Annotated in this window: 16 protein-coding genes and 1 pseudogene; 10 read left to right on the top strand and 7 right to left on the bottom strand. The window is 51.3% G+C overall.

What is annotated here, in order from left to right:
* The coding region (locus tag ACJHYW_RS11900; protein WP_223963258.1) for a hypothetical protein at positions 1-98 on the top strand (98 nt) is incomplete at its 5' end.
* A 15-nt stretch (positions 99-113) separates the two neighbouring features.
* Positions 114-239 (top strand): annotated as a pseudogene (locus ACJHYW_RS11905) (aspartate/glutamate racemase); the annotation flags it as partial.
* Here the strand turns inward: ACJHYW_RS11905 and lysR are convergent.
* The gene (gene lysR / locus ACJHYW_RS11910; RefSeq protein WP_023141690.1) at positions 226-1,161 is read right to left on the bottom strand and encodes a DNA-binding transcriptional regulator LysR; all 936 of its coding nucleotides are present in this window, start codon (positions 1,159-1,161) and stop codon (positions 226-228) included. The pseudogene ACJHYW_RS11905 and the gene lysR overlap by 14 nt on opposite strands.
* A 121-nt stretch (positions 1,162-1,282) precedes the next feature.
* On the opposite strand from lysR, the gene lysA reads away from it, so the two are divergent.
* Positions 1,283-2,545: a diaminopimelate decarboxylase gene (gene lysA, locus ACJHYW_RS11915; RefSeq protein WP_023141691.1), complete on the top strand. Its 1,263-nt coding sequence runs from the start codon at positions 1,283-1,285 to the stop codon at positions 2,543-2,545.
* Positions 2,546-2,551: 6 nt separating this feature from the next.
* On the opposite strand, the gene galR is transcribed toward lysA, so the two are convergent.
* Complete coding sequence (galR, locus tag ACJHYW_RS11920; RefSeq protein WP_001571839.1) at positions 2,552-3,583, bottom strand: HTH-type transcriptional regulator GalR; 1,032 nt, start codon at positions 3,581-3,583, stop codon at positions 2,552-2,554.
* 585 nt (positions 3,584-4,168) lie between these two features.
* Here galR and aas point away from each other — a divergent pair.
* Both aas and lplT read left to right on the top strand, forming a co-directional pair.
* Positions 4,169-6,328: a bifunctional acyl-ACP--phospholipid O-acyltransferase/long-chain-fatty-acid--ACP ligase gene (gene aas / locus ACJHYW_RS11925; protein ID WP_023141692.1), complete on the top strand. Its 2,160-nt coding sequence runs from the start codon at positions 4,169-4,171 to the stop codon at positions 6,326-6,328.
* Complete coding sequence (lplT, locus tag ACJHYW_RS11930) at positions 6,321-7,514, top strand: lysophospholipid transporter LplT (RefSeq protein WP_000004610.1); 1,194 nt, start codon at positions 6,321-6,323, stop codon at positions 7,512-7,514. The genes aas and lplT overlap by 8 nt, the downstream gene beginning before the upstream one ends.
* Positions 7,515-7,552: 38 nt before the next feature.
* Here lplT and ACJHYW_RS11935 read toward each other — a convergent pair whose 3' ends face one another.
* From ACJHYW_RS11935 to mutH, 5 genes are all read right to left on the bottom strand, one after another.
* Positions 7,553-9,208 carry a DUF4139 domain-containing protein gene (locus ACJHYW_RS11935; protein WP_023141693.1) on the bottom strand — a complete coding sequence of 552 codons (1,656 nt, stop codon included), beginning with the start codon at positions 9,206-9,208 and terminating at the stop codon, positions 7,553-7,555.
* Between the two features lie 157 nt (positions 9,209-9,365).
* Positions 9,366-10,406 (bottom strand): NADP(H)-dependent aldo-keto reductase, encoded by a 1,041-nt coding sequence (locus tag ACJHYW_RS11940; protein WP_001199299.1) that lies wholly within the window; start codon positions 10,404-10,406, stop codon positions 9,366-9,368.
* A gap of 107 nt (positions 10,407-10,513) precedes the next feature.
* Positions 10,514-10,732 (bottom strand): lipoprotein YgdR, encoded by a 219-nt coding sequence (ygdR, locus tag ACJHYW_RS11945; protein ID WP_000758655.1) that lies wholly within the window; start codon positions 10,730-10,732, stop codon positions 10,514-10,516.
* A 137-nt stretch (positions 10,733-10,869) separates the two neighbouring features.
* Complete coding sequence (locus ACJHYW_RS11950) at positions 10,870-11,583, bottom strand: TerC family protein (RefSeq protein ID WP_000895624.1); 714 nt, start codon at positions 11,581-11,583, stop codon at positions 10,870-10,872.
* A gap of 68 nt (positions 11,584-11,651) precedes the next feature.
* On the bottom strand, positions 11,652-12,341 hold the full coding sequence (gene mutH, locus ACJHYW_RS11955) for a DNA mismatch repair endonuclease MutH (RefSeq protein WP_000082184.1): 690 nt from the start codon (positions 12,339-12,341) through the stop codon (positions 11,652-11,654).
* A gap of 185 nt (positions 12,342-12,526) precedes the next feature.
* Here mutH and ygdT point away from each other — a divergent pair, with 185 nt between their 5' ends.
* The 5 genes from ygdT (at position 12,527) to thyA (ending at position 17,642) form a co-directional block, all read left to right on the top strand.
* A complete protein-coding gene (gene ygdT / locus ACJHYW_RS11960) occupies positions 12,527-12,673 on the top strand; it encodes a protein YgdT (protein WP_000953278.1) in 147 nt (48 codons plus the stop codon).
* A 352-nt stretch (positions 12,674-13,025) separates the two neighbouring features.
* The gene (rppH, locus tag ACJHYW_RS11965; protein ID WP_000564489.1) at positions 13,026-13,556 is read left to right on the top strand and encodes an RNA pyrophosphohydrolase; all 531 of its coding nucleotides are present in this window, start codon (positions 13,026-13,028) and stop codon (positions 13,554-13,556) included.
* 12 nt (positions 13,557-13,568) lie between these two features.
* A complete protein-coding gene (gene ptsP, locus ACJHYW_RS11970; protein ID WP_000957911.1) occupies positions 13,569-15,815 on the top strand; it encodes a phosphoenolpyruvate--protein phosphotransferase in 2,247 nt (748 codons plus the stop codon).
* A gap of 150 nt (positions 15,816-15,965) precedes the next feature.
* Positions 15,966-16,841, top strand: coding sequence for a prolipoprotein diacylglyceryl transferase (gene lgt, locus ACJHYW_RS11975; protein WP_000204658.1), 876 nt, complete (start codon positions 15,966-15,968; stop codon positions 16,839-16,841).
* A gap of 6 nt (positions 16,842-16,847) precedes the next feature.
* On the top strand, positions 16,848-17,642 hold the full coding sequence (gene thyA / locus ACJHYW_RS11980) for a thymidylate synthase (protein WP_000816232.1): 795 nt from the start codon (positions 16,848-16,850) through the stop codon (positions 17,640-17,642).
* Positions 17,643-17,800: the final 158 nt, after the last annotated feature.

The following is a 17,800-nucleotide window of genomic DNA, read 5'->3' on the forward strand; positions in this document are numbered from 1 at the left end:
AATTACCGACAAGAAGGGAAAGGGCCTTCCCGAGAGTGGTAAAGGAGAGGCCCTGGAAATACCCCACAGCCCCGAAAAAGAGCCAGTCAGTTGCTTAACTGACTGGCATTAGCGCACAGGGCGTCATTTTTGGCTGCACAGAAATTGGTTTACTGGTGCCAGAAGAGCGCAGTGTTCTGCCTGTGTTTGATACCGCGGCGATCCATGCCGAGGATGCTGTCGCTTTTATGCTGTCGTAGCTGACGACAAAATAGCGTCAAGAGAAGTGACCAGTTTCGGTAATCCCGCTTGTAAATGCTCACTAAACGCCTGCACCAGCGCTGATGACGGGCGGTGCAGGGGGCGGATCAGGCTGACAGTGAACGGAACCGCAATGCTGAACCGCCGCACCACTAAACCGCTTGCCGCATAATCCAGTGCGGTGAGTGGGTTAACTACCGAAACGCCTACCCCCGCCCGTACCATTGCGCAGACTGACGCGGCGCTGTGGGTTTCTACGATCATGCGTCGTTTAACCTGATTCTCAGTAAACAATTGATCCAGGAACTGGCGATAGCTGTCAGTACGGGAAAGGCTGATGTAGTTTTCACCGTGAAAATCATCCGGCGTTAATACCTTTTTTACCGCCAGCGGATGGCCCGGAGGTAACACACACACTTCATCTAAAGAGAGTAATTCGGTACGTTCTGTTCCCGCAGGCGTATGGAGTGTCTCAGTGAGTCCTAAATCATGACGCTGGGCCGAGAGCCACTCTTCAAGTAGCGGTGATTCCTGGGGCACGATGTTTAAGCTGACATCGGGATAACGTGCCAGAAAGGGTTGCAGGAGCTGCGGTAAAAAAGATTGCGAAAAGACCGGCAGGCAGGCAATAGACAGTTCTCCCTGGCGAAACTCGCGCAGACTTTCTGCGGCACTGACAATGCGATCCAGTCCGTACCAGGATCGTTGCACTTCTTCAAACAGACGCAGTCCTTGCACGGTAGGATGTAATCGTCCACGTATGCGCTCAAACAATTTCAGCCCGATAACCTTCTCAAAGCGCGCCAGTTCGCGGCTGACGGTTGGCTGTGAGGTGTGTAGCAGGTGTGCCGCCTCAGTCAGGCTTCCGGCGGTCATTACCGCATGAAAAATTTCAATATGACGTAAGTTAACGGCGGCCATTAGCGCTCTCTCGCAATCCGGTAATCCATATCATTTTTGCATAGACTCGACATAAATCGATATTTTTTATTCTTTTTATGATGTGGCGTAATCATAAAAAAGCACTTATCTGGAGTTTGTTATGCCACATTCACTGTTCAGCACTGATACCGATCTCACCGCCGAAAATCTGCTGCGTTTGCCCGCAGAATTTGGCTGCCCGGTGTGGGTCTACGATGCGCAAATTATTCGTCGGCAGATTGCAGCGCTGAAACAGTTTGATGTGGTGCGCTTTGCACAGAAAGCCTGTTCCAATATTCATATTTTGCGCTTAATGCGTGAGCAGGGCGTGAAAGTGGATTCCGTCTCGTTAGGCGAAATAGAGCGTGCACTGGCGGCGGGTTACAATCCGCAAACGCACCCCGATGATATTGTTTTTACGGCAGATGTTATCGATCAGGCGACGCTTGAACGCGTCAGTGAATTGCAAATTCCGGTGAATGCGGGTTCTGTTGATATGCTCGACCAACTGGGTCAGGTTTCGCCAGGGCATCGGGTATGGCTGCGTGTTAATCCGGGGTTTGGTCACGGGCATAGCCAAAAAACCAATACCGGTGGCGAAAACAGCAAGCACGGTATCTGGTACACCGATCTGCCCGCCGCACTGGACGTGATACAACGTCATCATCTACAGCTGGTCGGCATTCACATGCACATTGGTTCTGGCGTTGATTATGCCCATCTGGAACAGGTATGTGGTGCTATGGTGCGTCAGGTCCTCGAATTCGGTCAGGATTTACAGGCTATTTCTGCGGGCGGTGGGCTTTCTATTCCTTATCAACAGGGTGAAGAGGCGGTTGATACCGAACATTATTATGGTCTGTGGAATGCCGCGCGTGAGCAAATCGCCCGCCATTTGGGCCATCCTGTGAAACTGGAAATTGAACCGGGTCGCTTTCTGGTAGCGCAGGCTGGCGTATTAATTACTCAAGTGCGGAGCGTCAAACAAATGGGTAGCCGCCACTTTGTGCTGGTTGATGCCGGGTTCAACGATCTGATGCGCCCGGCAATGTACGGTAGTTACCACCATATCAGTGCCCTGACAGCTGATGGTCGTTCTCTGGAATACGCGCCAACGGTGGAAACCGTCGTCGCCGGGCCGTTATGTGAATCGGGCGATGTCTTTACCCAGCAAGAAGGGGGAAATGTTGAAACCCGCGTCTTACCGGAAGTGAAGGCGGGTGATTATCTGGTACTGCATGATACGGGGGCATATGGCGCATCAATGTCATCCAACTACAACAGTCGTCCGCTGTTACCAGAAGTTCTGTTTGATAATGGTCAGGCGCGGTTGATTCGCCGTCGCCAGACCATTGAAGAATTACTGGCGCTGGAATTGCTTTAACTGCGGTTAGTCGCTGGTTGCATGATGACTTGCCTCCAGCGACGGAGTTGACACTGAATGGCGACGTACCAGCGTCGGACTAAAGACATTAGTGATTTCCGGGAGAGGGCGATTATCCGCCAGCGCCAAAGCCAGTTCGGCAGCCTGCGTCGCCATCGTCACGATTGGGTAACGCACGGTGGTCAGACGCGGACGCACATAGCGTGACACCAGCACATCATCAAAGCCAATTAACGAAATCTCACCCGGTACATCAATACCATTATCATTGAGAACGCCCATCGCGCCCGCCGCCATTGAATCGTTATAACAGGCTACCGCAGTGAAATTTCTTCCTCGTCCCAAAAGCTCGGTCATTGCCTGTTCACCGCCGCTTTCGTCTGGTTCGCCAAATGTCACCAGCCGATCATTGGTCGGAATACCACTTTCAGCAAGGGCATCGTAATACCCTTGCAGACGATCTTCGGCGTCAGAAATAGAGTGGTTAGAGCACAGATAACCAATGCGGGTATGACCTTGCTGAATTAAATGACGCGTTGCCAGCCAGGCACCGTAACGATCGTCCAGAGCAATACAACGGTTTTCAAAGCCAGGCAGGATACGGTTGATCAGCACCATACCGGGCATTTGTTTCATTAATGAGGCTAAATCGGCATCCGGGATCATTTTGGCATGGACAACCAGCGCAGCACAGCGATGGCGGATCAGTTGCTCAATGGCCTGACGCTCTTTTTGTTCGTTGTGGTAACCGTTGCCAATCAATAAAAAATTACCAGTGTGATAAGCCACCTGTTCGACCGCTTTCACCATTGCACCGAAAAACGGATCGGAAACATCACCAACGACCAGACCGACCGTTTCAGTGGTCTGCTGCGCCAGCGCACGGGCGTTGGCGTTCGGGTGATAGCTAAGAGACTCCATTGCACTATGCACAGCAAGCCGGGAAGCTTCGCTGGCTTTGGGTGAATTATTAATGACGCGGGAAACGGTGGCGACTGAAACGCCTGCCAGTCGGGCTACATCCTTTATGGTCGCCATGAAAATACCTTAGTGGGTAAACGCTTACATTCTTTCAGTGTTACGGAAAACGCCCGTTGGTTCAAGGGGGGGCGTGTTTTCATCGTGGGAATGTGAGCCAAACGCAAATAAGTAAGACAAAAAAAGAGATTGCAAACCTTTGGTTACACTTTGCGAAACGCTGTTGCGATTGACCGCTGGTGGCGTTTGGCTTCAGGTTGCTAAAGTGGTGATCCCAGAGGTATTGATAGGTGAAGTCAACTTCGGGTTGAGCACATGAATTACACCAGCCTGCGCAGATGCGCAGGTTTTTTTTTGCCGGTCATCAATCTGTAACAGTAACCGACAATTTACACACCTCGTTGCATTTCCCTTCATTCCTTTGCGTTTTCTCGCTGGCGAAGAGTCGTTGTGCAGACCACAATCAAGATCCCAGAGGTATTGATTGGTGAGATTATTCGGTACGCTCTTCGTACCCTGTCTCTTGCACCAACCTGCGCGGATGCGCAGGTTTTTTTTCGCACCTAATTTACTGTCGCTCGCGTTCTTTATCTCGTGTAATCTCCCTCCATTCGCTTTTACTGAATCAGAGCAAAGGGAGTTGGAATGCTTTTTAGCTTTTTTCGAAATGTGTGCCGTGTTTTGTATCGCGTTCGCGTTACGGGTGACAACCAGGCACTGAAGGGCGAGCGCGTTCTAATCACGCCTAATCACGTCTCTTTTATTGATGGCATACTGCTGGCATTGTTTTTACCCGTGCGTCCGGTATTTGCCGTTTACACCTCAATAAGCCAACAGTGGTATATGCGTTGGCTGAAATCATTTATCGACTTTGTTCCTCTCGACCCGACGCAGCCTATGGCGATTAAACATCTGGTACGTCTGGTGGAACAGGGCCGACCAGTGGTGATTTTCCCTGAAGGACGCATCACCACCACAGGCTCGCTGATGAAAATCTACGATGGCGCGGGTTTTGTCGCGGCGAAGTCTGGTGCAACGGTTATTCCTGTGCGTATTGAAGGGGCGGAACTTACGCACTTCAGCCGCCTGAAAGGTCTGGTTAAACGTCGCTTGTTCCCGCAAATTACGCTGCATATTTTGCCACCAACGCAGGTGGAGATGCCGGATGCGCCGCGTGCCCGTGACCGTCGCAAAATCGCTGGCGAAATGCTGCATCAAATAATGATGGAAGCGCGTATGGCGGTGCGCCCGCGTGAAACGCTGTACGAATCTTTACTGAGTGCAATGTACCGCTTCGGAGCCGGGAAGAAATGTGTCGAAGACGTCAACTTTACCCCAGACTCCTATCGCAAATTGCTTACGAAAACGCTGTTTGTTGGACGCATCCTTGAAAAATACAGTGTTGAAGGCGAACGCATCGGCTTAATGCTGCCCAATGCAGGCATCAGTGCGGCAGTGATTTTTGGGGCCATCGCCCGTCGCCGCATTCCCGCAATGATGAACTACACCGCCGGGGTAAAAGGGCTGACCAGTGCTATTACGGCGGCTGAAATCAAAACCATCTTCACTTCCCGCCAGTTTCTCGATAAAGGTAAACTCTGGCATCTGCCGGAGCAGCTTACTCAGGTACGCTGGGTTTATCTGGAAGATTTAAAAGCAGATGTCACCACTGCCGACAAAGTGTGGATCTTCGCTCATTTGCTGATGCCGCGTCTGGCACAGGTTAAACAGCAGCCGGAAGAAGAGGCGCTGATCCTTTTTACCTCCGGTTCTGAAGGCCATCCGAAAGGCGTCGTCCATAGCCATAAAAGCATTCTGGCGAACGTCGAGCAGATTAAAACGATTGCCGACTTCACCACCAACGATCGCTTTATGTCGGCGTTACCGCTGTTTCACTCCTTTGGGCTTACGGTAGGCCTGTTTACGCCACTGCTCACAGGTGCAGAAGTGTTCCTTTATCCAAGCCCGCTGCATTACCGTATTGTGCCGGAGTTGGTGTATGACCGCAGTTGCACCGTGTTGTTCGGTACCTCGACTTTCCTCGGTCACTACGCGCGTTTCGCCAACCCGTATGACTTCTATCGTCTACGCTATGTGGTGGCAGGCGCAGAAAAACTACAAGAAAGTACCAAACAGCTTTGGCAGGATAAATTTGGCCTGCGCATCCTTGAAGGCTACGGTGTGACCGAGTGCGCGCCTGTCGTTTCCATCAACGTACCGATGGCGGCGAAACCCGGTACGGTAGGGCGTATTCTACCAGGAATGGATGCGCGCCTGTTGTCGGTTCCTGGTATCGAAGAGGGCGGACGCCTGCAACTGAAAGGGCCGAACATAATGAACGGCTATCTGCGGGTGGAGAAGCCTGGTGTACTGGAAGTGCCCACCGCCGAGAATGTTCGCGGCGAAATGGAGCGCGGCTGGTATGACACTGGCGATATCGTGCGTTTTGACGAGCAGGGCTTTGTGCAGATTCAGGGCCGCGCAAAACGCTTTGCCAAAATTGCAGGCGAAATGGTATCGCTGGAAATGGTGGAACAACTGGCACTTGGTGTTTCGCCAGATAAAGTCCATGCCACTGCGATTAAGAGCGATGCCAGCAAAGGCGAGGCGCTGGTGCTTTTCACCACAGATAACGAACTGACGCGCGATAAGTTACAACAGTATGCCCGCGAGCACGGCGTGCCGGAGCTTGCTGTACCGCGCGATATTCGCTATCTGAAACAGATGCCATTACTTGGCAGCGGCAAACCTGACTTTGTCACGTTGAAAAGCTGGGTAGACGAAGCGGAACAACACGATGAGTGAGTCAGTGCACACTAACACTTCGTTGTGGTCGAAGGGGATGAAAGCGGTTATCGTGGCGCAGTTTCTCTCTGCGTTTGGCGATAATGCCCTACTGTTTGCCACTCTGGCGTTACTAAAAGCGCAGTTCTATCCGGAGTGGAGCCAGCCCATCCTGCAAATGGTGTTTGTAGGTGCTTACATTCTTTTTGCGCCGTTTGTCGGGCAGGTGGCGGATAGCTTCGCCAAAGGCCGGGTGATGATGTTTGCCAACGGCCTGAAGCTGCTGGGCGCAGCCAGTATCTGCTTTGGTATCAATCCGTTTCTCGGCTATACGCTGGTGGGTGTTGGTGCTGCAGCCTATTCACCGGCGAAATACGGTATTCTCGGCGAATTAACCACGGGTAGTAAGTTAGTAAAAGCTAACGGTTTAATGGAAGCGTCTACCATAGCGGCGATTTTGCTCGGTTCCGTAGCCGGTGGTGTGCTGGCTGACTGGCATGTCCTGGTCGCCCTGGCCGCATGCGCACTGGCCTACGGTGGTGCGGTCGTTGCCAATATCTACATTCCCAAACTGGCGGCGGCGCGTCCGGGGCAGTCCTGGAATCTCATCAACATGACCCGCAGTTTCCTGAATGCCTGCACCTCGCTATGGCGCAATGGTGAAACGCGTTTTTCGCTGGTGGGCACCAGTTTATTCTGGGGAGCAGGTGTCACGCTGCGTTTCCTGTTGGTGCTGTGGGTACCGGTGGCGCTGGGCATTACCGATAACGCTACGCCGACCTATCTCAACGCGATGGTAGCGATTGGTATCGTGGTTGGCGCAGGTGCGGCAGCGAAGCTGGTTACGCTGGAAACCGTGTCACGCTGTATGCCAGCCGGGATTTTGATTGGCGTGGTGGTACTGATTTTCTCCCTGCAACACGAGCTGTTGCCAGCCTATGCCTTGTTGATGCTGATTGGCGTGCTGGGGGGCTTTTTTGTAGTACCGCTCAATGCGTTGCTACAGGAGCGGGGTAAAAAAAGCGTCGGGGCGGGGAATGCGATTGCAGTACAAAACCTTGGCGAAAACAGCGCCATGTTGTTGATGCTGGGCATTTACTCGCTGGCGGTAATGGTAGGCATCCCGGTCGTGCCCATTGGCATTGGCTTCGGTGCGCTGTTTGCGCTGGCAATAACGGCGCTGTGGATCTGGCAGCGCCGTCATTAAGCTTTCACCAGATGGCATATTCCGCCATCTGGTGAACGTCACATTCCCGAAGGGTGCATACCTTTCGGATACTTCACGCTGTATGAGAATGGCAGACTCACGTTCTCTTTACCTGACAGTTTCAGCGTCCAGGACAGTTCACCCGTTTTCGCATCAAACTGCGCCTGACCATACTGCATTTTTTCCACCGTAATATCACTATTAGCACTGACTGGGATCTGGTCGAGCAGAGTGATATCCACCGCGTCGCCGTAGCTGTTCTTTACATTAAGGGTGTAACTGAAGTTGCGCACCGCGCTGTCATTAAAGATAGATAACGCATTCTCTTTTTTGAGTACGGCTTTACGTTGAATAATCAGCTTGGGATCGCGGTTAAGCTGAATATCCAGCGACTTGCCATCTTCCGGCGGCTGCAAATAGCCCACGCCGGTACGATTGTTACCAAAGAAGATCTGACTTTCGCCGGGGATTAAATTTAACTGTTCCCACTCTTTAATTTGCACCTGGAGATAAGCGTCATTACTGATCTTCGGAATAGCAAAGAAGCGATATTCACCGCTGACCGATTCCTCCTTAATGACCACCGTGCGCGCGGTGTTGTCGCTGTCGATTTGCCACGGCAGCGAAAGCGCATAGCGAACATTTTGCGCGGTGAAACTTTCTGGTCGCGCCGAAGCTGGTGCTGCCTGTGCGGCATACTTGCGCCCGGCTGGTCGCTCCCTTGATTTTTGCATCTCTGCCTCCAGGGATTTCTGCAATTCTGATGCATCCTGGTCAGACGAATATTCCGAACGCTGTTTCATCACGGGTGTTGCTGAAAGCGAGCCGCTTACACCACCATACTCAGTCACATCCACATACAGAGGTTCCAGGTGTGGCAGCGTGAGATGAGTATCAGGTTCACTGGTCGAGAGCACGAGATTAACGTTTTTCCATGGCAACCCCGTATACTGGCGAATATTAGCCTTGTAAACCAGACGCAGCGGTTGGTTTATGCCCGTGGCGTGAATATCATAGATCGGCGTCCATGTAGCATCAGGAGTTATATAATGCACCACCGCTTTCGCAGTGACGGCTTTTGGGACATATACCTTAGCGATGATAACCTGCGGATCATCGGATGCCTCTGAATCACCGTTATTCATACTCTCGCGTTGCTCCAACTTTTCAATTCCAAGCTGGTTATCAGCAAGTTTCTGCGTCAACTCATTGTCAGCCCGTAATAACTCACCATTTTTCTCTTTCACCATTTGCAGATACTTGCCAACTTCGGCGGCACTTTTATTGGTTAATGTGCTATTTGCCTCTAATACCTTAATTTGAGCCGCGATATTGTTTTTCTCGGCGGTCAGTTTTGCCTGTTCCACCTTTACTGCTTTTAACTGTTGCTGAGTATCTGACGGCAGCGCATTCGGCTGTGTTTCCATTAGCGCGATACGTGAGGAAAGCACCGTCACTCCGTTATCGATAGAAATGGCGATGCTGTCGTCGGTTACCGAATTGGCGATATTAGTGAAAATAATTTCGCTTTCACCTGCCGGTAAGTTGAGTGTCTCTTCACCTTGTAGGCTGGCACCATGCAGATAAACAGTGACGTCTTTGAGTGTTAGCGCTTGAGTTAACTGCGCCCCCCAGGCGGAGGACAGGCACCCGGTAAGCAACATGGCGAGGGGAATAGGTTTGAAAATCAACATGGTTATCCTTAACAATGGGCACAGACATTGAAACGCGCGCTGGCGTTGACCAAAAGAGTCTATTGCGCTTTGTCAGGAAAGATGCGGCGAAAAGTAGTGAATACATTCTGAAAAGTGGAGAAAAGAGACGCCTGGCGCAAAACACCAGGCGAAAGGATCACGGTGCCGGATACGTATAAACCTGATGCACCGCTTCAATTTCAGCTAATACGTCTTCGCTTAACTCCAGATGCAAACTTTCGACGTTAGTTTTCAGCTGCTCCATCGTGGTTGCGCCCAGCAGAGTGCTGGCAACAAACGGTTGACGGCGTACAAAAGCGAGCGCCATCTGAGCAGGATCCAGGCCATGACGTCTGGCGATATCAACATACGCCGCGACGGCTTTTTGCGTTTGCTCACCGCTATAGCGGGTGAACCGACTAAAGAGCGTATTACGTGCGCCAGCGGGTTTTGCACCATTGAGATATTTCCCGGTCAGCGTGCCGAAACCCAGGCACGAATAGGCCAGCAGTTCGACCCCTTCATACTGACTGACTTCTGCCAGACCTACTTCAAAACTGCGGTTTAACAGACTGTAGGGATTTTGAATGGTGACAATACGCGGCAGATCGTGTTTGTCCGCCAGATGCAGGTAGCGCATTACGCCAAATGCAGTTTCGTTCGACACGCCGATATAACGAATTTTTCCCGCGCGTTGGTACTCTGCCAGTGCGTCCAGTGTATCCAGCAGCGAAACCGCAGGCGCAGAATCTGTCCAGCTATAACCGAGTTTGCCGAAGCAGTTGGTTGGGCGCTGCGGCCAGTGCACCTGATAGAGATCGAGGTAATCAGTCTGCAGACGCTTGAGGCTGTCATGCAGCGCTTCGCGGATATTCTTCCGATCCAGCGCCTGATCCGGGCGGATGCCTTTGTCATTATTGCGCGACGGTCCGCTCACTTTGGAGGCGATAATTAACTTTTCGCGGCTGCCATGTTTCGCCAGCCAGTTGCCGACGTAGGTTTCGGTTAGCCCTTGAGTTTCGGGGCGCGGAGGTACTGGGTACATTTCGGCAACGTCGATAAGGTTAATGCCCTGAGCGACGGCATAGTCGAGTTGTGCGTGGGCGTCGGCTTCGCTGTTCTGTTCACCAAACGTCATCGTGCCAAGCCCCAGCGTGCTGACTTCCAGCGAACTGTGGGGTATACGGTGATATTGCATAGCCGTTTCCTTTTTATAATCACAACATAAGGAATATAAAAATGGCAGAGGGAAGGGAAAAGTGAAAGAGAAAAATCTTAAGGCCAGCCGGATGCTGACCTTATTTGTTAACGTTCAATAATTTGCGAAACATCATCACGGTTAATTTGCATCGCGTTACCTTGCTGATCGTGATAACTCACCAGCCCGGTATCATCATCAATTTCAGGTTTTCCATCGGTCAAAATCATACGGCCATCTTTGGTCGCCATGACGTAATCACTGGAACACCCGGAAACAGCAAACGCCAGTCCGACTGCAGAAATTATTACTGCCCATTTTTTCATCCGGTTATCCTCATTTGGCCCACCTATGATAATAGTCTGTTTATAAACCGACGTTATATATCTTGAAAGCAGGAAAATCTTAAACTGTGAGGGTAACAGGAGTGAGTACGCCCTCCCGCAGGAGAGCGTACGGAGTATCAGAGCGGATTCTTTTTGTTGCGAATCAGGTTGAGGCTTTCAACCGCAATAGAGAAGAACATCGCAAAGTAGATGTAACCTTTCGGTACGTGGATGTCGAAACTTTCCAGAATCAAGGTAAAGCCCACCAGAATCAGGAAAGAGAGCGCCAGCATTTTTACCGAAGGATGGCGTTCGACAAAATCACCAATCGAGCGTGCGGCGAACATCATCACGCCTACGGCAATCACCACGGCGGCCATCATAATAAACAGGTGATCTGACAGACCCACAGCGGTAATCACCGAGTCGAGGCTGAAGATAATATCCAGCAGCATAATCTGCACGATAGCGCCGAGGAATGATGAAACGCGTGTTTTCAGCCCTTCTTCTTCACCTTCAATGGATTCGTGGATTTCCTTGCTGGCTTTCCAGATAAGGAACAAGCCACCCAGAAGCAGAATCAAATCACGGGCGGAAATTTCCTGGCTGAATATTGTAAAAAGCGGATTTGTCAGGCGCGTAACCCAGGCGATGGATGCCAGCAGCGCCAGACGCATAACCATGGCTCCCGCCAACCCCAGACGGCGCGCATGAGCACGTTGTGCTGTGGGGAGCTTTGCCACCACCAGAGAAAGGAAAATAATATTGTCGATCCCAAGAACGATCTCCAGCAGCGTCAGCGTACCGAGCGCAAGCCAGGCGTTAGGATCGGTTATCCATGCAAATAACATCTAAAAAGCCCTGCCAAAAAAATGAAGCGGTAATTATATGCCCGGAAAGCGGCAGGTCAAAGCGATGGCTACTGGATCAGAAAATGACGGGCCAGTAGCGCACTGGTGAAATTCTTCTTCAAATAAAAGCCGCGCGGCAGCGTCAGAATCCGTTCGCCCCGGGCACCAATGGCTTCGGTAAGCGCTTTCGCATTCGCTGCTTTCGGTCGTATCTGTAAATATTCCCCGTGACGAGCGGTAATCCGCTCAACCTGACCGAGAACAATCATATCCATTAATTCTTCCCAGTCTTCGCGTAGCTGCCGGTCTTCCTCTTCATTCGGGCTCCACAGCAACGGTGATCCAACGCGACGCTTTGCCAGCGGGATGCTGCGCTCGCCTTCAACCGGTATCCACAGTACGCGTTTGAGCTTGTGGCGCACGTGGCTGGTTTCCCAGGTCACCCCGCTATTACCCGTTAACGGGGCAACACAAACGAATGTTGTTTCCAGCGGACGACCAAGACTATCCACAGGGATAGTTTTAAGTTCCACGCCCAGAGCAGCAAAATCTTGCTCAGGTTTACTCCCTGCGCTGGCACCTAGCCAGATCTCCAGTAACACGCCAATCCAGCCCTTATCGCGTTTTAAATTCTCTGGTGTAACCAGCCCGGCAAGTGCCGCCAGTTCTCCCAATGTATAACCAGAAAGTTGCTGTGCTTGCGCTAACAACTGTTCTTCAGTTTCGGGAGGAGAGAGCAGTGGGCGAGGTTGGGACATGTCACGATACCTTGGTTAAAAAATAAACAGCAATTATGTGCCGAATATTCGCAGTGTAACTTTTTCCACAGGCGTTGTTCAATTCTCTGATTTATATTACTTTTTAGGTTGCCGGTAATCGAGTTGCGCAACACTGCAATGGGTTTTCCAAATCTGGTCACTGAAAATAAACAGGATCTTACACCATGTTATCCACAGAAAGCTGGGATAACTGTGAAAAACCTCCACTACTGTTTCCATTTACAGCCTTGACGTGCGACGAAACTCCAGTTTTTAGTGGTTCAGTGCTTAACTTAGTGGCACATTCTGTGGATAAATACGGCATTGGTTGATCTTTCGCCAATCCGTAAATGAGAGGTGTGACCTGGGTCACGAATTACTCTTTTTTATTACTAAAATTACATGTAATGCATTGACTGATAATGAATATTTTAAAATGTCTATATCGGGCTTATTCAGAATGCTCCGGGTTTTCCCGTAGTAATTCCGTAGTTCTTCACAACTCTATCCACAGAAAAGGTGAATAAAAACGGCTATCCACCCCTTCCTCTGTTTATAACTCTGCACATAACTGTGAGTTATTCAATTGTTATTAGTGTGTAATGCCCTGCAGAGAGTGGTTTACCGTCTTCCTGGAGTATGAAACAATCATTCGTATATAAAGCTTTATTTTGAGGTAGTCCGGTGATTGATGACGATGGCTACCGCCCAAACGTAGGTATCGTGATTTGTAATCGCCAGGGGCAGGTAATGTGGGCCCGGCGATTTGGTCAGCACTCCTGGCAATTTCCGCAAGGCGGAATCAACCCCGGAGAATCCGCAGAGCAGGCGATGTACCGTGAATTGTTTGAAGAAGTAGGATTAAGCCGTAAAGACGTTCGAATCCTTGCTTCAACGCGTAACTGGTTGCGCTACAAATTACCGAAACGTTTGGTGCGTTGGGACACGAAGCCGGTTTGTATCGGCCAAAAACAAAAATGGTTTCTCTTGCAGCTGGTGAGCGGCGATGCAGAAATCAATATGCAAACCAGCAGTACACCAGAGTTTGACGGCTGGCGATGGGTAAGTTACTGGTATCCGGTCAGACAGGTGGTGTCATTTAAACGTGATGTCTACCGTAGGGTAATGAAAGAGTTCGCGAGTGTGGTGATGTCACTGCAGGAAAATACGCCAAAACCACAAAACGCATCTGCTTATCGACGTAAAAGAGGTTAAGTCACGCCAATTATGCTCACTCGCCTGCGCGAAATAGTCGAAAAGGTAGCCAGCGCACCACGCCTGAATGAGGCGTTAAATATTCTGGTTACCGACATCTGTCTTGCGATGGATACCGAGGTCTGTTCGGTTTACCTTGCCGATCATGATCGACGTTGTTACTACCTGATGGCGACCCGGGGGCTGAAAAAACCACGCGGTCGCACTGTAACGCTCGCGTTTGATGAAGGGATCGTCGGCCTGGTTGGCAGGCTGGCGGAACCGATAAACCTTGCAGATGCGCAAAAGCACCCCAGCTTCAAATACATCCCCTCCGTAAAAGAAGAACGTTTCCGCGCGTTTTTAGGCGTACCAATTATTCAACGTCGCCAGTTGCTTGGTGTACTGGTGGTACAGCAACGAGAGTTGCGCCAGTATGACGAAAGTGAAGAATCCTTCCTGGTGACGCTTGCCACCCAGATGGCAGCGATTCTTTCTCAGTCGCAGTTGACTGCCTTATTTGGGCAATATCGCCAGACGCGAATCCGTGCATTACCGGCAGCGCCTGGTGTGGCGATTGCCGAAGGCTGGCAGGATGCCACGTTACCTTTAATGGAACAGGTGTATCAGGCATCAACGCTGGATCCGGCTCTGGAACGCGAACGACTGACCGGGGCGCTGGAAGAAGCGGCAAACGAGTTTCGCCGCTACAGCAAACGCTTTGCCGCCGGTGCACAAAAAGAAACGGCGGCTATTTTCGATCTTTACTCGCACCTGCTTTCGGACACCCGGCTGCGTCGCGAATTGTTTGCCGAGGTTGATAAAGGCTCGGTGGCAGAGTGGGCGGTAAAAACCGTCATTGAAAAATTTGCCGAACAGTTTGCCGCGCTAAGCGATAACTATCTCAAAGAGCGGGCTGGCGATTTACGTGCGCTGGGTCAGCGATTGCTGTTTCATCTTGATGACGCTAATCAAGGGCCGAACGCCTGGCCGGAACGTTTCATTCTGGTGGCAGATGAACTGTCAGCGACAACGCTTGCTGAGCTGCCCCAGGATCGCTTAGTGGGTGTTGTCGTGCGCGATGGCGCAGCCAACTCCCATGCTGCGATCATGGTACGTGCGCTGGGGATCCCTACCGTAATGGGCGCGGATATTCAGCCTTCGGTGCTGCATCGTCGGACGTTGATCGTCGATGGTTATCGCGGTGAATTGCTGGTCGATCCGGAGCCGGTACTGCTGCAAGAATATCAGCGGCTAATTAGTGAAGAGATTGAGCTTAGCCGTCTGGCGGAAGATGACGTCAATTTACCCGCCCAGTTAAAAAGCGGCGAGCGCATTAAAGTCATGCTCAATGCCGGTTTAAGCCCGGAACATGAAGAAAAACTGGGCAGCCGTATTGATGGCATAGGACTTTATCGCACTGAAATCCCATTCATGCTGCAAAGTGGTTTTCCGTCGGAAGAAGAACAGGTGGCGCAGTATCAGGGGATGCTGCAAATGTTCAATGATAAACCCGTCACCTTGCGTACGCTGGATGTCGGAGCAGATAAGCAGCTGCCTTACATGCCGATCAGCGAAGAGAATCCATGCCTGGGTTGGCGTGGGATTCGCATTACGCTCGATCAGCCGGAGATCTTCTTGATCCAGGTGCGGGCGATGCTGCGTGCTAATGCCGCTACGGGCAACCTGAATATTCTGTTGCCGATGGTCACAAGCCTCGATGAAGTTGACGAAGCACGCCGCCTGATTGAACGTGCCGGACGTGAAGTCGAGGAGATGATCGGTTACGAAATTCCCAAACCACGTATCGGCATCATGCTGGAAGTGCCGTCAATGGTATTTATGCTGCCGCATCTGGCAAAGCGGGTCGATTTCATCTCTGTTGGCACCAACGATCTGACGCAATACATCCTGGCCGTTGATCGCAACAATACCCGGGTGGCGAACATTTATGACAGTCTTCATCCTGCAATGTTACGAGCTCTGGCGATGATCGCCCGGGAAGCGGAAATACATGGAATCGATCTCCGTTTGTGCGGTGAAATGGCGGGCGATCCCATGTGCGTGGCAATCCTCATTGGGCTTGGGTATCGCCATCTGTCTATGAACGGACGTTCTGTAGCGCGCGTAAAATACCTGCTGCGGCGCATTGATTTTGCTGAAGCAGAAAATCTTGCGCAGCGTAGTCTGGAAGCGCAACTGGCGACCGAAGTTCGCCATCAGGTTGCAGCCTTTATGGAGCGTCGCGGCATGGGCGGGCTGATTCGCGGAGGGTTATAGCGCGGATCATATACATATCTTTTAACGGTATCCGGCAACCAGCCTGGTCCCCTTGTGCTATTATTCGCACCTTTGGAGCGCCTGAAACCTGCGGCGCGCATTTCAATCGCTGTTCTCTTTCAGCGAAATAACAAGAACTTGTGGTGACAGATGACCAGTAGCTATCTGCATTTTCCGGAGTTTGATCCGGTCATTTTCTCAATAGGACCCGTGGCGCTTCACTGGTACGGCCTGATGTATCTGGTGGGTTTCATTTTTGCAATGTGGCTGGCAACACGTCGGGCGAATCGTCCGGGCAGCGGCTGGACCAAAAATGAAGTTGAAAACTTACTCTATGCGGGCTTCCTCGGCGTCTTCCTCGGTGGACGTATTGGTTATGTTCTGTTCTACAATTTTCCGCAGTTTATGGCCGATCCGCTGTATCTGTTCCGTGTCTGGGACGGCGGCATGTCTTTCCACGGCGGCCTGATTGGCGTTATCGTGGTGATGATTATCTTCGCCCGCCGTACTAAACGTTCCTTCTTCCAGGTTTCTGATTTTATCGCCCCACTCATTCCGTTTGGTCTTGGTGCCGGGCGTCTGGGCAACTTTATTAACGGTGAATTGTGGGGCCGCGTTGACCCAAACTTCCCGTTTGCCATGCTGTTCCCTGGCTCCCGTACAGAAGATATTTTGCTGCTGCAAACCAACCCGCAGTGGCAATCCATTTTCGACACTTACGGTGTGCTGCCGCGCCACCCATCACAGCTTTACGAGCTGCTGCTGGAAGGTGTGGTGCTGTTTATTATCCTCAACCTGTATATTCGTAAACCGCGCCCAATGGGAGCTGTCTCAGGTTTGTTCCTGATTGGTTACGGCGCGTTTCGCATCATTGTTGAGTTTTTCCGCCAGCCCGACGCGCAGTTTACTGGTGCCTGGGTGCAGTACATTAGCATGGGGCAAATTCTTTCCATCCCGATGATTGTCGCGGGTGTGATCATGATGGTCTGGGCATATCGTCGCAGCCCACAGCAACACGTTTCCTGAGGAACCATGAAACAGTATTTAGAACTGATGCAAAAAGTGCTCGACGAAGGCACACAGAAAAACGACCGTACCGGAACCGGAACGCTTTCCATTTTTGGTCATCAGATGCGTTTTAACCTGCAGGATGGATTCCCGCTGGTGACAACTAAACGTTGCCACCTGCGTTCCATCATCCATGAACTGCTGTGGTTTCTGCAGGGCGACACTAACATTGCTTATCTACACGAAAACAATGTCACCATCTGGGACGAATGGGCCGATGAAAACGGCGACCTCGGGCCAGTGTATGGTAAACAGTGGCGCGCCTGGCCAACGCCAGATGGTCGTCATATTGACCAGATCACTACGGTACTGAACCAGCTGAAAAACGACCCGGATTCGCGCCGCATTATTGTTTCAGCGTGGAACGTAGGCGAACTGGATAAAATGGCGCTGGCACCGTGCCATGCATTCTTCCAGTTCTATGTGGCAGACGGCAAACTCTCTTGCCAGCTTTATCAGCGCTCCTGTGACGTCTTCCTCGGCCTGCCGTTCAACATTGCCAGCTACGCGTTACTGGTGCATATGATGGCGCAGCAGTGCGATCTGGAAGTGGGTGATTTTGTCTGGACCGGTGGCGACACGCACCTGTACAGCAACCATATGGATCAAACTCATCTGCAATTAAGCCGCGAACCGCGTCCGCTGCCGAAGTTGATTATCAAACGTAAACCCGAATCCATCTTCGACTACCGTTTCGAAGACTTTGAGATTGAAGGCTACGATCCACATCCGGGCATTAAAGCGCCGGTGGCTATCTAATTACGAAACATCCTGCCAGAGCCGACGCCAGTGTGCGTCGGTTTTTTTTACCCTCCGTTAAATTCTTCGAGACGCCTTCCCGAAATTTTGCAACGTCCTGCAACGGCGTAAATAGTCCGGAAGATGCGCCGAAGAAATAGAAACTGGCCCTCGTCTTT

Source organism: Escherichia sp. WS3063 (genome assembly GCF_046486595.1).
Classification (GTDB): Bacteria; Pseudomonadota; Gammaproteobacteria; order Enterobacterales; family Enterobacteriaceae; genus Escherichia; species Escherichia coli.

Excerpts from the sequence above, each read along its gene's own strand:
- lysR (WP_023141690.1), bottom strand. The coding sequence starts at position 1,161 with ATGGCCGCCGTTAACTTACGTCATATTGAAATTTTTCATGCGGTAATG.
- lysA (WP_023141691.1), top strand. The coding sequence starts at position 1,283 with ATGCCACATTCACTGTTCAGCACTGATACCGATCTCACCGCCGAAAAT.
- galR (WP_001571839.1), bottom strand. The coding sequence starts at position 3,583 with ATGGCGACCATAAAGGATGTAGCCCGACTGGCAGGCGTTTCAGTCGCC.
- aas (WP_023141692.1), top strand. The coding sequence starts at position 4,169 with ATGCTTTTTAGCTTTTTTCGAAATGTGTGCCGTGTTTTGTATCGCGTT.
- lplT (WP_000004610.1), top strand. The coding sequence starts at position 6,321 with ATGAGTGAGTCAGTGCACACTAACACTTCGTTGTGGTCGAAGGGGATG.
- ACJHYW_RS11935 (WP_023141693.1), bottom strand. The coding sequence starts at position 9,208 with ATGTTGATTTTCAAACCTATTCCCCTCGCCATGTTGCTTACCGGGTGC.
- ACJHYW_RS11940 (WP_001199299.1), bottom strand. The coding sequence starts at position 10,406 with ATGCAATATCACCGTATACCCCACAGTTCGCTGGAAGTCAGCACGCTG.
- ygdR (WP_000758655.1), bottom strand. The coding sequence starts at position 10,732 with ATGAAAAAATGGGCAGTAATAATTTCTGCAGTCGGACTGGCGTTTGCT.
- ACJHYW_RS11950 (WP_000895624.1), bottom strand. The coding sequence starts at position 11,583 with ATGTTATTTGCATGGATAACCGATCCTAACGCCTGGCTTGCGCTCGGT.
- mutH (WP_000082184.1), bottom strand. The coding sequence starts at position 12,341 with ATGTCCCAACCTCGCCCACTGCTCTCTCCTCCCGAAACTGAAGAACAG.
- ygdT (WP_000953278.1), top strand. The coding sequence starts at position 12,527 with ATGTTATCCACAGAAAGCTGGGATAACTGTGAAAAACCTCCACTACTG.
- ptsP (WP_000957911.1), top strand. The coding sequence starts at position 13,569 with ATGCTCACTCGCCTGCGCGAAATAGTCGAAAAGGTAGCCAGCGCACCA.
- lgt (WP_000204658.1), top strand. The coding sequence starts at position 15,966 with ATGACCAGTAGCTATCTGCATTTTCCGGAGTTTGATCCGGTCATTTTC.
- thyA (WP_000816232.1), top strand. The coding sequence starts at position 16,848 with ATGAAACAGTATTTAGAACTGATGCAAAAAGTGCTCGACGAAGGCACA.